This window comes from Streptomyces sp. NPDC002088 (assembly GCF_040296605.1).
In the GTDB taxonomy this organism is placed as follows: domain Bacteria; phylum Actinomycetota; class Actinomycetes; order Streptomycetales; family Streptomycetaceae; genus Streptomyces.
Window position 1 is genome coordinate 65035 of record NZ_JBEOXO010000024.1, and the last position, 15163, is coordinate 80197.

Sequence of the window (15163 nt, forward strand, 5' to 3'; positions counted from 1 at the left end):
CCCGGCCCCTCGCACAGGAGTGTCAGGCCACATGAACGTCATCCCGGACAACCCATGGGCGGCAGCCGGTCTGGACGCGACCAGCGGGCGGGTGCTCGAGCACCTGGTGGGCGTGCCATCGGCGGACACGGCCACGGTCGCGGAGGCCGCCGGAATTTCGCCGCGCGAGGCCGAGGAGGCGCTGCGGCAGCTGGAGGGCGCCCTGCTGGTGATACGGCTCGACGGGCGGCCGGTGCGCTGGGCCGCGAGTCCGCCGCGCTCGTCGCTCGGCGCGTTGCTGACCCGCCGCCGGGCCGAACTCGCCGCAGTCGAAGGGATCTTGGAGCGGCTCCAGGATGTGTACGAGGCGATGTCGGGCCCCCGGGCGGCGCACCTGATGGAGGTGCTGGGGCATGAGGAGGAGGTGTCCGCGCGCTACGCCCAGCTCCTGAAGCAGAGTTCGGTGGAGGTGCTGCACCTGGCGAAGCCGCCGTACGTGACGGGCGCCGAGGTGTCCTCGGGCGAACTGGGCGTGGCGGCGGGGGTGCGGCTGCGTTCGGTGTACGAGACGGACGGGTTCACCGACGCGGTCTCGCTGGAGACGGCGCTGCGGGGTACGGCGGAGGGCGGGGAACTGCGCCTGTCCTCGCGGCTGCCGGTGAAGCTGGTGGTCTTCGACCGGACGGCGGCGCTGCTGCCGGTGCACAGCGACCGGCCGGAGTCGGGGTCGCTGGTGGTCCACTCCCCCGCGCTGGTGGAGGCGTTGGCGGCGCTGTTCGAGAGCGTGTGGGCGGGGGCTACGCCGGTGTCGTTGGAGAGCCGGGACGACTGGCCGGTGCCGGTCGGGGCGAACGGCCCCGGCAACGCGGATGGTTCACAGGGCCCGAGTGGCCCGGACGTGCCCCAGGTCGACGAGCGGACACGTGAGATCCTCCGGCTGATGGCCACCGGACTGAAGGACGACTCCATCGCCCGGGTGCTGAAGGTGAGCCGCCGCACCGTGCAGAAGCACGTCACCGACGCGGGCAACGCGCTGGGCGCGAAGACCCGCTTCCAGATCGCGCTGCGGGCGGCTGGGCGCGGGTGGCTGGGACCGAAGCACGGGGCAGGCGGCTGAGGCCGGCGCTCCTGTGCTTGACGAACCGGACCCGCCACCTCCCGCCGCGTGGGGAGTCGAACCAAGCCGGGCGGCAACGCCCTTGTCGATGGCACCCTCTGCGCGTACATCCGCGTGCAAGGCCGATCCCGGAGCAGCAGCTCCGTCCCTGTTCTCGGGGAACTCGGACGATCAACACCATGCCGGTCGACCACATCGCCGGCAGTAGGCACAGGCCGGCCTTACGGCAGGCTTGGCCGCTCTGGTCACTGTGGTGATCGACGCCTGGCCTTCCCGGGCAATGGCTCCGCCCCTCCGCGGCCGCAGCGCCAGGCCCTGCGCGCCCGCCCCTGCCCGCTGGCCGTCTGCGACCGCCACATCGGCTACGTCCGCCTGGAGACGCTGCCGCTGTACGACGTGTTCGCCGGCGGGGTCCTGGAGCGGATCCCTGCCGGTCCGCTTGCGTCAGGTCCTGATGCCGGGCAGGCCGCCCACGGGATGCGCGTGGGCGGCCTCTCGGTGCCGGCGAGTTCACCCGGCGACCCTCACGGGCCACCGGGTGAACTTGTCACGGCGTCATCTCGTCATGCCGCGTCACTGCGCGGCGCCTCACCCTCCGATCCCCGCCGCCCGGACCACCGTCTGCGTGACGGAGTTCCCGCGGTCGTCCTCCGCCCGCACGCGCAGCGTGACGTACTGGGCCGAGGCAGGTGCCTTCAGGACCGTGCTGACCTTTCCGGCGCCACGGCCGGTGAGGCGGGCCGTGGTCCAGGTGGCACCGTCGTCGTAGGAGAGTTCCACCTTCCGCGTGTGCAGTGCGGTGTGCGGGCCGCCCGTCAGGTGGAGCGGGGTGACCAGCAGTGTCGCGCCGGGGGCCGCCTTGCCGTCGGCGTCGGTGGGCAGGGCGTAGTCCAGTTGTACCAGCGGGAGTTGGTCCGTCTCCGTGCCACGCGGGATGGCCGAGGCGAAGGTCCACTCCGTTCTCGTGGACGTCGAGTACGGGAACTCGGCCGTGGCGTCCCGGCTCGCCGAGAACACCAGCCGGTAGCTGCCCTTGGCGGCGGGCACCGCCGCCGACAGATAGCTGGAGCCGGTGGCCAGCAGGGTGCCGTCCCGGTACAGCTCGGTCTTGCCGGTGCTGTGGGCGCTGCCGAACGGTGCGGAGTTGGCATGGTTGCCGCCGGAGTCGCCCCAGGCCGGGATGCTGACCTCGATCCGGTCGCCGGTGCGCTCAGGCGCCTGGACGCTGTTGTTGAGCCGCGGCCGGATCACCGGGCCGAACCAGTTCACGTCCGTTGTCCTGCCCGCCGGGTACCGGACCGGGCCGGACGTGCTGTACGCCAGCGGGAACAGCAGCGTCTCCTCGGACCAGGAGAAGCTGTTGTCGGTGCTGACGTAGTCGGTGCGGTGGGTGCCCGCCGTGCTCAGCCGGCCGATCTCCACGTTGTACGCCGTCCACGGGTGGACGTCGTAGCGGTACTCGTAGACCTCACGGCCGCCCGGGTTGGTGAAGTTCTCTTCCACGCGGGCGAGTTGGCGCTCCTCGGGGGCGTAGGTGAGGTCGGCGGGGATGCGTCCCTTCCAGGTGTGGACCATGTCGTACAGGTAGTCGGTGTCGGGGCGCGAGGCTGCGGTCAGGGGCACGCTGCCCGAACTGCTCGCGTCCACCCGGGAGATGAGCTTCTCGCCCTCGGTGCGGGACAGGCCGACGACCTCGATGGTCGACTTGATGATCGCTTCGCGCAGCCGTCCGTCGAGGTCGTTGACAAACAGCAGCAGCTTCACGCCCGCCGCCTGCGCGGCCCTGATCCGGTCGTCCGAGCTGTCCTCGTCGCTGGAGTCCCAGCGCACCACGGCGGCCTTGCCCGCGGCGTCGACGCCCTTGTAGTCGGCCGCCAGACCGTCGCCGGGGTGGATGAGGTCGAGGCCGTACTCGCCCTCGGGCAGCTTGGTGGAGCCGGGCATGATCCACAGGTCGTCGAAGTCCTGCACGCCGGCCGTGACGGTCAGCAGCGGCTCCTGGTCGCGCCAGCGGACCGTGAGGTACTGCTCGCCGTCGTCGCCGGGCGCCGCGGGTGCCGTCCACAGGCTGTCGTAGCCGTCGCCGACCAGGACGCTGTCGGTCACCGAGCTGCCGTCGCCGAACGCGCGGTGGTAGTCGAGGCGGGTGGCGAAGGTCTCCGTCTTCTTCGGTGTGACCGCGGTGACCTGGCGTAGCTTGGTGCCGTCGAGCACCAGGTCGGTGTCGCCGGTGATGTCCACCTCCGGCAGGACCAGCCGCGCGTAGCCGGCCGAGGCCGGGCCGTGGGTGCCCTCGACCCGGAAGTCGGCGTAGACGGTGTAGGTGCCGGGCGGCAGGAGTTCCTCGGTACCGCCGTTGCCGTACCGGTAGAAGCCCGCGTACTCGTCGCCCTTGCGGTAGAAGGTGAGGGTGCCGTCGGTGAGTTCGCCCGAGCGTCCGGTGACCTTGGTGCTGACGTGGAAGAGCCGCTGGCGGGTGCTGACGCCGAGCAGGGTGCGGGTGCGCACGCTGCCGTCGGCGGTCGCGGTCAGCCGGCCGGTCCAGCGCTGCGCCTCGCCGGCCTGGGTGAGGTCGGTGGTGACGGTGACGCTCGCGGTGCCGTGCGCGGGGACGTCGAGCCGGTCCTGGGAGATGGTGAAGACACCGGCCGGGACGCCGGGCGCGTCCACCGCCAGGTCGACGGTGACGGCCCGGTCGCCGGTGTTGGTCCAGGTGACGGTCTTGTCGACGGTGCCCTCGTCCTCGCCGGGCGAGTGGATCCCGGCGTCCGCCTTCGCCGTGGCGGTGAGGGTGGCGGTGGCCGCCGCGGCGGCGCCGACCCGGCCGTTGCCGCCGTCGTCAACGCCGATGTACGGCGTCGGGTGCACCGTGCTGACCAGGGCGTCCTTGATCTGGCTACCCGTCCAGTCCGGGTGTGCGGCGGCCACCAGGGCGGCGGCGCCGGCCACGTGCGGGGTGGCCATGGAGGTGCCGCTCATGGACAGATAGGAGCCGGTTCCCTCGGCCGCGTACTGGGACCGGGCGGCCAGGATGCCGACGCCGGGTGCGGTGATCTCCGGCTTGAGCGCGTCGTCACCGTAGCGCGGGCCCCGGCTGGAGAACTCCGCGATGGCGTCCGTGGAGTCGACGGCTCCGACGGTCAGGGCCGCGTCGGCGGTGCCGGGCGAGCGGACGGTCTGCGTGTACGGGCCGTCGTTGCCGGCCGCGATGGTGAACAGGGCGCCGGTCTCCGCGCTCAGCTCGTCCACGGCCTGGGCGAGTACGGTCTCGCCGTCGGCGTTCCTGCTCTCGCCGAGGCTCATGCTGATGACCCGGGCGTGCTCGTCGCGCGCCGCCCATTCCATGCCGGCCAGGATCCAGGAGTCGTATCCGTAGCCCTCGTCGCTGAGAACCTTGCCGATGTGCAGGTCGACGCCGGGCGCGACGCCCTTCTCCTTGCCGTCGGAAGCGGCGCCGCTGCCCGCGATGGTGGAGGCGACATGGGTGCCGTGGCCGTGGCGGTCGGTGACGTCCTCGCCGGGCACGAAGCTGTCGCTGTCCTCGACGGCGTCCTTCAGATCGGGGTGGTCCGGGTCGTAGCCGGTGTCGAGGACGGCCACGTCCACGCCCTCGCCGGTGTTGCCGCCGGACCAGACCTCGGGGGCGCCGATCTGGGCGACCGAGTCGCTGAGCGTGGCCTCGGCCCTGCCGTCGAGCCACACCTTGGCAACGCCGCCCGTGAACTCGGCGGTGGGGTCCGCCGCGGCGGCGCCCGCCCCGGCGGAGTCCGGTTCGGTGCCGGTCAGCCCGGACCACAGGGCGCCGGTGTCCTGGCGGTCCGCGGCGAGCGCGACGCCGTTGACGCTGGTGAGCGGGCGTATGCCGGTGACGTCGCCGGGCAGCACGTCGGCCCGGCGGCCGAGGGTGGCCGCGCCCGCCTTCTTGCCCTCGTACGTGACGATCAGCGGGAGCCGGTCGAGGTGGGCGTCGTCGTAGCCGTCGGCCACCAGCCGGGTCACGTCGAACAGCTGCTTGTCCAGGGTGCCGGCAGCCAGGTAGGCGCGGGCCGAGTCGGGATAGACGTAGGTGTCGCCGCCCACGGTCATGACGCGTGCCCCGGTGGTCTGCCCGTCGGGGCCGCGCACGGCGATGTTGTCGGGGGCGCCGTCCGCGCCGGGGGTGACGGTGACCTTGTCGCCGGTCACCAGGGTCACCACGGACGGGGTGGCCCCGGACGGTCTGGCAACGTTGTCGAAATGCGCGGCGGATGCCGCGCCGGGGGTGGTCCTGGTGTCGGCGGACGCGGCCAGTTGCGGGGTCGCCGCGGTGACCAGGAGAGCGGCCGCCGATACGAGCAGGCGCCGTCCTCTGCCGGAGGAATGGTGTGTCAACGGATTCCCTTGACTCGGAGGGTCCTGCGGGCCCACGGACACATGCGTCCCCGGGGTCTGGGCTCGCGGCGGGCGCCGCAGGAAGGGGCATCGGGTTGTCGACTTGCTTACCGGTGGTGCCAGTGGTGCTCGTTGGAGGAGGCGCCTTGCGAGGGCCGGGACCGGCGCTCGCGGGGCGCCTCCACCCGCGGTCCCGCCGCCGGCCGGGTGGGCCGGCGGCGGGACCGCCGATCCCCGTGGGGACCGGCCGGTTCCCCGGTGCGGGAGCGACCGTCCCCTGCCACGAGGGCTATCTCACCGTGAACTGCCCAGTGAGCGGCCCGAGTCGCAGGCTGTAGGTGCCGGCGGCATCGCGGCGCACGGTGAAGCTCACCAGGGCGTCCCGGTCCTCGCCGACCGTGACGGAGCGCTGTTGCTCGGGCTCCCCCGCCACCGTCAGTTCGGCCTCGTACGTCCCCTTCACCTCGCCGACGTTCTTGACGTGTGCCGTCACCCGGACCGGTGCTCCGGGCCGCGCCCGGGACGGGGTCACCGTCAGGTCGCTCAGCGCGAAGAGCGGTTCGGGGCCGGAGACCAGGTCGTGGACGAAGACGTCCGAGTGACGGTTGGTGTCCTGGTCCACGAGGTTGGCCGAGGTGCTCTCGAAGGCGACGGTGCGGCCGTCGCCGCTGAGGGACGGGAGGTCCGAGAACCCGTCGCCCTCGGTGTCCTCCAGACCGCCCGAGATCCGGGTCGTGGTGCCGGCGGTCCGGTCGCGCACGAAGACGTCCGGCCGGCCGTTGGTGTCGCCCGCGCTGAGGTTGGCCGCGTAGCTGTAGAAGGCGACCTTCGTGCCGTCCTCGCTGAGGGAAGGCGCGAAGGCCCAGTCGTCGGCCGTCTCACCGCTGCCGGTGACGGAGATCTGTTCGTTCTTCCCCGTCTTCAGATCGCTGACGTAGAGCTGCCAGCCGTGGGTGAAGGCGACCACCTGTCCGTCGCCGCTGATGCACGGTCCGGTGTTCTCGCCCTCGGGGCCGACCAGGGTGGTGGTGCCCGTCACCCGGTCGTGGACGAAGACGTCGAGGGCGCCGTCGGTGTCGCCGGGCACGAGGTCGCCCGCCGAGCTCTGGAAGGCGATGTACCGGCCGTCCGAACTGATCGACGGTTCACGGGAGTTGCCGGCCGCCGGGGCGCCGTCCAAGTTCTGCGAGACGAGGACCGTCTCGCCGGTCTGCCGGTCGTGCAGGAAGACGTCGGTGGCCTTGTTGGTGTCGCCGGGCACCAGGTTGTCGGCGTCGCTGATGAAGGCGGCGTAGCGTCCGTCGCCACTGAGCGAGGGCGCCGACGACAGGCCGTTGGCGCGGGTGCCGTCGGAGGCCACCGACACCACTTCCGTGGTGCCGGTCGACCGGTCGTGGACGAAGGAGTCCGTCTGCCCGTTGGTGTCGCCGGGCACCAGGTTGCCGGCACCGCTGTTGAACCCGACGTAGCGGCCGTCGCCGCTCAGGGACGGGCTCAGCGAGAAGTCGTCTCCCTGGGTGCCGTCGGAGGCGACCGACACCCTTTCGACGGCACCCGCCTCCCGGTCGGAGACGAAGATGTCGAGCGCGCCGTTGGTGTCGCCGGGCACGAGGTTGGTGGCCGGGCTCGCGAAGGCGACGACCTGGCCGTCGTCGTTCACGTCGGGCCACCAGGCGTCGCCGTCGAGTTGGCCGCCCTGAGCCGTGAGGGAGGCGCGGTCGGTGGCGGAGGGGCGTGGCAACTCCAGGTCGGCGTGCTTGACGGCAGCGGACCGGCCGCCCACGGTCACGTTCAGCGGCGTGGACCGGGAGATGCCGGATGCGGTGGCCCGGACGCCGTAGGTGCCGACGGGCACGTCGTGGATGGTGTAGCGGCCGTTGCGGTCCGTCACGGCGGTCAGCTCGTCGGGGACGTCCAGAACGGCGACGGTCGTGCCGGGCACCGTCGATTCGGTGGGCCCGTAGGTCACCGTGCCGCTGATGGTGCCCCAGCGGGTGCGGGCCAGGCGCGGGTTCACGTCGGTGTAGCGGTCGGCGACGACCCGCTGCCGGGTCGTGGTGGTCACGTATCCGAAGCGGGACAGCTTCAGTTCGTGGGTGCCGGGTGCGAGCCGGATCGAGAAGTGGCCCTGTGCGTCGGTGGTCACCGCACGGCCGGTGTCGGTGCGGGTCACCGTGACGCCCGCGAGCGGCTTGCCGGACTTTCCGTCGGTGACCGTGCCTCGCACGCCGCTGCGCAGGGACGCCTCCGCCACCGCCGCGTAGGCGTCGATACGGCCGTATCCGTGGCGGGAGTTGGGGCGCGCGCCGTAGCGGTCGTCGAAGAAGGAGGTGCCGGTGAGGATGGACAGGGCCTCCTCGGGGGAGAGGTCCGGCTCGGCCTGGAGCATGAGGGCGACTGTGCCGGAGACGTGCGGGGTGGCCATCGAGGTGCCGGCGAGGAAGCCGTATTCGCCGCCGGGCAGCGCCGACAGGACATTGACGCCGGGCGCGGAGACGTCCGGCACGACCCAGCTGTCGGGCCAGTCGGCGGGCGGGGCGTCCCAACTGCTCTTCTCGACGACCTCGCCGCAGGAGAACTCGGGGACGTTGTCGTCCTCGTCGGTGGCGCCGATCGACACGGCGTCGTAGACGTTGCCCGGGCTCGCCGAGCCGTCGAGGCACTCGTTGCCGATGGCGAAGGACGGGAAGGCGCCGGCGCGCAGGATGTTGCGGGTGGGCTCGATGAACTCGTCGGCGTAGCCGTCGGCTCCGAGCGACATGCTGACGACGTCCGCGGGCTTCCCGGCGGGGGTGCCGTCGGCCGCGTACGGGGCGACGGCCCACTGCATGCCGGCGAGCACCTGCGCCAGGTTGCCGCTGCCGCCGGGGATGACGACCGCGCCCATCAGGTCGACGTCGGGGGCGACACCGATCTGGGTGCCGGAGGCGGCGCCGCCGGCGATGGTGCCCGCGACATGGGTGCCGTGGTAGCTGGTGTCGTGCGGTTCGGAGTGGGGTACGGGCTTTCCGTCCTCGTCGAACTCGATCCAGCCGCCGGGGTGGGTCGGGTCGTCGGGGTCGTCGCCGGTCAGCTTGCCCGCCAGGTCGGGGTGGCTCGCGTCGATGCCGGTGTCGAGCACGGCGACACGGACACCGTCACCGGTGAGGTTCCGCTCGCTGTGCACCTTGTCGGCGCCGATCCTGGCCAGGCCCCAGGTGGTCGGCTGCTCGGTGGCGGCGGCGACGGCCGAGGCGCTCTTCTCCACGGTCTCGGCGGGCGGCGCCTGGACGGTGAAGTTGGGGATGATGTGGTCGACGAGGGCTAGCCCCGCGAGCCGGCCGAGGGTGTCGGGCGTGGCCTTGACCAGCACCATGTTCTTCAGCCAGAACGTGTTGAGCACCTGGTCGTCCTGGGCCTCGACGAGGTCCACGACCGGCTCCTGCACCGACTCGGCGGCGTCGGTCAGTTCGTCGCGCACCTCGGCGGGGGTGCCACCGGGGTCCGGGGCCGCGGTGGTCTGGCGGAGGACGACGGCCGCTTCGACGCGTCCGTCGCCGCGTGCCTCGGCGGCGTTCATCCGCTTCAGCAGGCTGGGGTCGATCTTCGCTTCCGCGGCCGCCGGCAGGGACGGGTCAGCGGGGTCGGGGGTGCCCTGCGCCATTGCAGGGGTGGCTGTCAGCACGGTGGCGCATATGCCCAGGGCGGACAACATCCGTCTGTAACGGTGTTGCCCGCGCGGCGGACGAGCCGGGAGCGGCATAAGGGCACTCCTTCTGCGACGTGTGTTCACGTCGGGGTTTCGGGCCGATCACGTATCCGTTCGAACGCTGACATCCGCTTCGAGCTCCTGACAAGATCAACCGGAGGCGACTTCACGTCAGTTGACGGGAAAATGACAGGGATGCGGCACGCAGGGAGACATGTGCGACGCGAGGAGAGGTGATGTGCCGTGCTGGAACCGATCGGCCTGGACAAGCGTGACGAGGCCGTCTACGACGCCCTGATCCGGCGGTCGCGGGCCACGAGGGCCGAACTCGCCGCCGACTGCGGCCTTTCCGCACAGGCGACGGGCCGCTCGCTGCGGACCCTGGTGGAGCTGGGTCTCGTGCTGAACGTGCCCGGCCGGCCCGTCACCTACGTGGCGGTGTCGCCGGACAGCGGTCTTGAGGCCGTACTGCGTGAGCGGGAGCGGGCGTTGGACGGTGTCCGCTCCCATCTCTCCGCCCTGATGGCCGCGTATCGCGCCGGCAGCCGCTTCGCACAGCCCGACCAGCTCGTCGAGGTCATCTCCGGACGGGACGACGTCAACCGGAACTGGGTGGAGATGCAGCGGGCCTCGCGCACCCAAATGCGGGGCTTCGACAGCCCGCCGTATGCCGCGGCGGCCGGCCACTCCGAACCCAACGGCATCGAGCTGGAGTTGCTCAGACGCGGCGTCAAGTACCGCGTGATCTACGACAGCTCGGTGCTGGAACTGCCGGGTTGGCTGGACGACGTCACCACAGGGATCCGCCTGGGCGAACAGGCCCGGATCGCCACCGGCCTGCCGACAAAGCTGGCGATCTCCGACGACCGGGTGGCCATGCTCCCGCTGCTGCGGCCGGGCGACGACACGGTGACCGCCTCGTACGTCATCCATCCCTCGCCGCTGCTGGACGCGCTGGTGGCGCTGTTCGAGACGGTGTGGGAGCGCAGCGTGCAGATACGGCCGTCGGCCACCGTCTCCCTCGACGACGGCTCGGCCCGGCTGACCCAGGAGGAGACAAAGCTCCTGACGCTGCTGTCGTCGGGAGCCACGGACAAGTCGGCGGGCCGGGCCCTGGGGTGGAGCGAACGCACCGTGCAGCGGCACATCACCAAGCTCATGCGGCGCTTCGGGGCGCAGACACGTTTCCAGCTGGCCATGGAGGCGACGCGACAGGGTTGGATCTGACGCGCGGGCGGGGCTCGACCGGACCTGACGAACGGACGCAGCTCGGCTCCCCGGCCGCACGAGGACAGACACAGGGTGGGTCCAATGACCGATGGCTGTCGGATTTCCCGGACCTACGCTCGCGACGTCCCCGCATCCCGTCCCGGCCATGTCCCTGAAGCCCGCTTTCGGCGGCGCAAAGTCGCTGAGGCCGCTGGGCTGTCGCCGACCCGGAGCCGCCAGGTCGGCAAGGACGCCGACGTCGACGAACCGGACGCCGCCCTCGGGCAGCTGCGCGCAGCGGGCTGGCCGGCGCCGAAGGATCCCGACAGCAGCGACGACGAGGAACCGTCGGCGATGCGCCGGGCCCGGCTGCTGCTGCGGCTGGGTCGTGGCCGACTGTTCGCGAGCCGTTGGGATCTCCTGTGCGCCATGAACCTCAGCCGGGTGTTGCAAGCCGCCTGCAGCATGTCTCCCAGCGAGTGGCGGGACACCGTCGGCCTGGGGTGCGCGGCCTCGCGGACGGTGGAAGGCGTCGGCCCCTCACCCGCGATTCGGATGAGGGGCCGACGCCGCGTTCACGACTGCGGCCTGATCCAGGCGGCGTCGGAGGCCGAGAGGCGATGGGTGGTCACGGAGGTCACCGCGAGCAACACCAGCGCCAGGCCCAGGGTGAGGGCGAGTTCGGCGTGCAGCAGGAGCGCGCCACCGGCGAAAGCTCCAAGGAACATGGCCAGCACGGACAGGATCCGTCGGCCGGGCCGGGGTGCCGACCCGCCGGCCGGGGTGGAGTCCGCGGCCAGTCCCGTCAGGGTCAGGGTCAGCACGGTCGTGGTGAGGTCCGGGACGCCGAGCCGCCGGGCGACCGCATTCTGCAGCCCCATGGCGAGGCCGAGGAGCACGATCAGGGTGTACTGAACCGTGGTGGTCACCTTGCCGTGCGTGGCCGCGGCCGTGATGACGGCCGCGGCCACGAGCACCGCCTGCAGCGCCGTGGCGATGGTCAGCAGCCGCCCGCGGTGTGCCGCGAACCGGGTGCCGAACCGGCCTCCCGCCAGCGCGCCGGCGAGGAACGCGGCCATCGATACGACGGACGCTGACGCGGACAGACCCTCGGCGCCTGCCAGAGCGAACCCCAGGAAGACCACGTTGCCGGTCATGTTGGCCACGAAGACATGCCCGAGCGACAGATAGCTCACGGCGTCGACCAGCCCCGTCACCACGGTCAGCGTCAGCAACAGTGGCGGCAGCGGGCCGTGCCGGTCCCCCCTCGGCGGGGCCAACGTGCGGGCCGCGTCAGTCAGCAGCTTGTACATGCGCAGTCCTCTTGCCGGGAGTGGGCGGGCGGTGCAGTACCACTCGGGTGAGCAGTCCGCTGGCCGGGCCGATGACGATGGCCGCGAGGCAGATCCACAGCGGCCAGGGGGTCAGCCCCAGAGCGTGGTCGGCTGACCAGCGGCCTGGACCGGTCAGGGCCAGCACCGCGGAGACGATGACGAGGACCATCGGGTACTCGTAGCCGTCGTTCTGTACCCAGAGCCCGTTGTGCCACTTGACGGTGCCGGCGACCGTCATCACTCCCATGGCGGCCATCGCCGCCATGGGAGTGAGCAGTCCGGACGCCAGGAACAGGCCGGCGCCGATCTGGCCGGCGCCCGCGGCGAGCGCGGTGAGCCGGCCGCCGCGGAATCCATCGTGCCTGAACTCCTCGGTACCGCCCCCCAAACCGTTGCCGCCCAGCCGGAAACTGACCTTCTGCACTCCGTGCCCGGCGATGAGGAGACCCGCCACCAGCCGGAGGACCAATAGTCCGGTGTCCATTGCGTTCCTGCCTGTTCCTGACGTTCCGTTGATGACCGTTTGCCGAGGTCAGCCGGCCGCGTGGGCGCCGATGACCGCCTGGGCGTAGACGAGCCCGAGACCGTAGGCGCCGCCGTGCTCCTTCACCACCTCCGTGACGGGAACGTACGTCTCGGTACGCGCCCAGTCGCGCTGGAGCTCAAGCAGCACCTGCACCCAGGTCACCGGAATCGCGCCGCCCTGGACCATGCGCTGGACGGCGTGCTCGTGCGCCTGCGGGCTGACGCCACCGGACGCGTCGGTGACCACGTAGACCTCGTAGCCCTGGGAGATGGCGGACAGGGTGGGCAGCACGACGCAGACCTCGGTCCACAGACCGGCGATGACGAGCTTCTTGCGGCCGGTCGCCTTGACGGCCTCGACGAAGTTGATGTCCTCCCAGGCGTTCATCGTGGTGCGGTCGATGATCTTCTGCTCGGGGAAGACGTCGGCCAGCTGCGGCATGATCGGGCCGGAGAAGGACTCGGCCGCCACGGTGCTCAGCACGACCGGCACGTCGAAGACCTTGGCGGCCTTCGCCAGGCCCAGGGTCGAGTTGATGATGGCGGTGCGGTCGCCACTGCCGGTGCCGAAGAACATCTGCGGCTGGTGGTCCACGAAGAGCACGGCGCAGTTGTCGGGGGTCAGCAGGTCGGGGCTGGGGGCCGCGGTGACGTCGGAGATGTTGACCATGAGAGAGCCTTTCGATGAGTTATGTGATGGCGGACGGGCGTCCGCTGTTGAGAGCAACTGTCCGTGGAACAGTGCGAGTTGGGGGGTGGTGTCCCGGGAGGGGCGGCTCGTGACCGGGCCCCTCCCGGGAGATCAGAACGAGAAGCAGGGGTCGAAGACCGTGCTCTCGGTTTGTGGGGCCAGTCCGCGTCGGTTGCGCCACTGGCGGTGCTGCTCCGACTCGGCGACGGCCTGGCCGAGCAACTCGGCCTGGCGCGCGCCCGACAGGCCCGTGCGAGGCGTGGCCTGGTAGCCGCCGAAGTGCGCGACCGGGCTCCAGCCAGGGCTGATCGGCGGCAGCTCCTCGTCGAGGCCCTCGTACTCGGCGGTGGCGTAGACGATCCGGCCACCGACGACCGTCAGCAGGGACTCGATGTGCGCGATCTCCGGCTCGGGCACCGTGAAGTAGTCCTCCGACAGGACCGCGAGGTCGCCGAGGCAGCCCGGGCGCAGGACGCCCTTGACGTCCTCCTCGCCGGTCAACGTGGCACCCGCTTCGGTGAACATCGCCAGCGCCGTCTGCCGGTCGACGCGGTTGTGCGGCGGGCGCAAGACCAGGTCGCCGACGGTCCGACCGGAGACCAGCCAGTGCAGGGCGATCCACGGGTTGTAGGTGGAGACGCGGGTGGCGTCGGTGCCGGCTCCGACGGTCATGCCGCGCTCCAGCATGGCCCGGATCGGAGGGGCGTCCGCGGCCGCACCGGGGCCGTAGCGGCGTACGAACGCCTCGCCCTGGAAGGACAGCCGGTTCTGCACGGACATGGCGCCGCCAAGGGCCGCGATGCGGTCGAGGCTGTCGGCGGAGACGGTCTCCGCATGGTCGAACAGCCACCGGTTTCCGGCTGGGAAAAGTCCTTCCGCGGCGAGCTTCTCGAAGACCGCGAGGTCCCGGCGAATGGTCTCGTCATAGGTGGCGTGCAGTCGGAATCCCCAGCCGTTCTCCATGAGGAGCCGTACGGCCTTCTCGAATTCTGCCTCATAATCGCCGTGTTCTGGGCGCGGTTGGGCGAAGTTCTCGAAATCGGCCGCCGCCCAGGTGAGGTTCTCGCCCGCGCCGTTGAGGCGCAGCCATTCGTCGCCGTCCTCGGGGCGAGCCATTTCGATCCAGCGGGCGAGGTCGTCGATTTCCTGGCCGGCGGTCTGCGGGAAGAGATGATAGGCGATGCGCAGCGACAGTTGGCCGGCCTTGGCCAGTTCGACGACCGTGCTGTAGTTGTCGGGGAAGTTCTGGAATCCCCCGGCCGCGTCGATCGCCGAGGTGAGCCCGAACCTGTTCAACTCCCGCAGGAAATGACGGGTGGAGGTCTTCTTGTCCTCACCCTCCAGCACCGGGGCCTTGGCCAGGGTCGAATAGAGGATCAGGGCGCTCGGGGCGGCCAGCAGCATGCCCGTGGGCTCACCGTCCCGGCCCCGTACGATCTGACCGCCCTTGGGATCGGGGCTGTCTTTGGTGTATCCGGCGGCCTTGAGAGCCGCCCGGTTGAGTACCGCCGACTGGTACAGGTGCAGGACGAACACCGGGGTGTCCGGCGCGGCGGCGTTCAGTTCGGCGACGGTCGGCAGCCGCCGTTCGGCGAACTGCTCGGCAGACCATCCCCCCACCACCCGCACCCACTGGCCCTTCGGGGTCCGGGCCACCTGCTCACGCAGCATCGCCAGGCCCTGGCGCAGCGTGGGGACTCCGTCCCACCGCAGCTCCAGCACGTAGTTGAGCCCGCCCCGGATCACGTGCAGATGGGCGTCGTTGAGGCCGGGGATCATTCGGCGGCCGAGGGCGTCGACCACTTTCGTGGCCGGGCCGACATGCGGAGCCACATCCTGGTCGTCACCGACGACCGTGATGACTCCGTCGCGTATGGCGACCGCCGCGGCCTGCGGGCGGCCCGGGTCTCCCGTGTGAATCTTCGCGTTGCGGACGACGAGGTCCGCAGCGTTGTCGGTGGCGCTGGGAACCAGCCCACCGACTGGCATCGTGGACACCTTTCGATAACCTCCTGTGGCATGAACAGCGTCGATTTCCATCTGCATCGACTTCCGACTGGGGCGACAGTTGCGGGTGAGGGTGACCGGGGAACTCGCAATCAGTGCGCCCACGCTCAACCGAACTGAGTCCTGAGTGGGATTTCCGTGCGATGCACAGGCCCGGACCCTCGCAGTCCGCAACTGCTGGGCCGCCAGGCTATTTCGAGCCGAAGCGTATGTGTGTCCCGGCAGCGCACTGGATTCGTTCC

8 protein-coding genes and 1 pseudogene are annotated in these 15163 nt (G+C 71.1%); 3 read left to right on the forward strand and 6 right to left on the reverse strand.

Going from position 1 to position 15163, the window contains the following annotated elements; all coding sequences use genetic code 11:
* The first annotated feature begins 31 nt into the window (after positions 1 to 31).
* Together ABT114_RS37705 and ABT114_RS37710 are read left to right on the forward strand one after the other, a co-directional pair.
* Entirely contained in the window at positions 32 to 1096 is a 1065-nt protein-coding gene (locus ABT114_RS37705) for a helix-turn-helix transcriptional regulator (RefSeq protein ID WP_351147975.1), read from the forward strand.
* A gap of 306 nt (positions 1097 to 1402) precedes the next feature.
* Positions 1403 to 1535 (forward strand): annotated as a pseudogene (locus ABT114_RS37710) (STM4011 family radical SAM protein); the annotation flags it as partial.
* 149 nt (positions 1536 to 1684) lie between these two features.
* On the opposite strand, the gene ABT114_RS37715 reads toward ABT114_RS37710, so the two are convergent.
* Together ABT114_RS37715 and ABT114_RS37720 are read right to left on the reverse strand one after the other, a co-directional pair.
* Positions 1685 to 5467, reverse strand: a complete 3783-nt coding sequence (locus tag ABT114_RS37715) for a S8 family serine peptidase (protein ID WP_351147978.1) — start codon at positions 5465 to 5467, stop codon at positions 1685 to 1687.
* Between the two features lie 289 nt (positions 5468 to 5756).
* Positions 5757 to 9110: a S8 family serine peptidase gene (locus ABT114_RS37720; RefSeq protein ID WP_351147980.1), complete on the reverse strand. Its 3354-nt coding sequence runs from the start codon at positions 9108 to 9110 to the stop codon at positions 5757 to 5759.
* A gap of 288 nt (positions 9111 to 9398) precedes the next feature.
* Here ABT114_RS37720 and ABT114_RS37725 point away from each other — a divergent pair, with 288 nt between their 5' ends.
* Entirely contained in the window at positions 9399 to 10382 is a 984-nt protein-coding gene (locus tag ABT114_RS37725) for a helix-turn-helix transcriptional regulator (RefSeq protein WP_351147983.1), read from the forward strand.
* A 557-nt stretch (positions 10383 to 10939) separates the two neighbouring features.
* Here ABT114_RS37725 and ABT114_RS37730 read toward each other — a convergent pair.
* From ABT114_RS37730 to ABT114_RS37745, 4 genes are all read right to left on the reverse strand, one after another.
* Positions 10940 to 11677: a YoaK family protein gene (locus tag ABT114_RS37730; protein ID WP_351147985.1), complete on the reverse strand. Its 738-nt coding sequence runs from the start codon at positions 11675 to 11677 to the stop codon at positions 10940 to 10942.
* Positions 11658 to 12182, reverse strand: a complete 525-nt coding sequence (locus ABT114_RS37735; RefSeq protein WP_351147988.1) for a DoxX family protein — start codon at positions 12180 to 12182, stop codon at positions 11658 to 11660. Before ABT114_RS37735 ends, ABT114_RS37730 begins: the two co-directional genes overlap by 20 nt.
* Before the next feature lie 48 nt (positions 12183 to 12230).
* Positions 12231 to 12893: a hydrolase gene (locus tag ABT114_RS37740; protein WP_351147991.1), complete on the reverse strand. Its 663-nt coding sequence runs from the start codon at positions 12891 to 12893 to the stop codon at positions 12231 to 12233.
* A gap of 132 nt (positions 12894 to 13025) precedes the next feature.
* Complete coding sequence (locus ABT114_RS37745) at positions 13026 to 14903, reverse strand: amidohydrolase (RefSeq protein ID WP_351148208.1); 1878 nt, start codon at positions 14901 to 14903, stop codon at positions 13026 to 13028.
* Positions 14904 to 15163 lie beyond the last annotated feature (260 nt).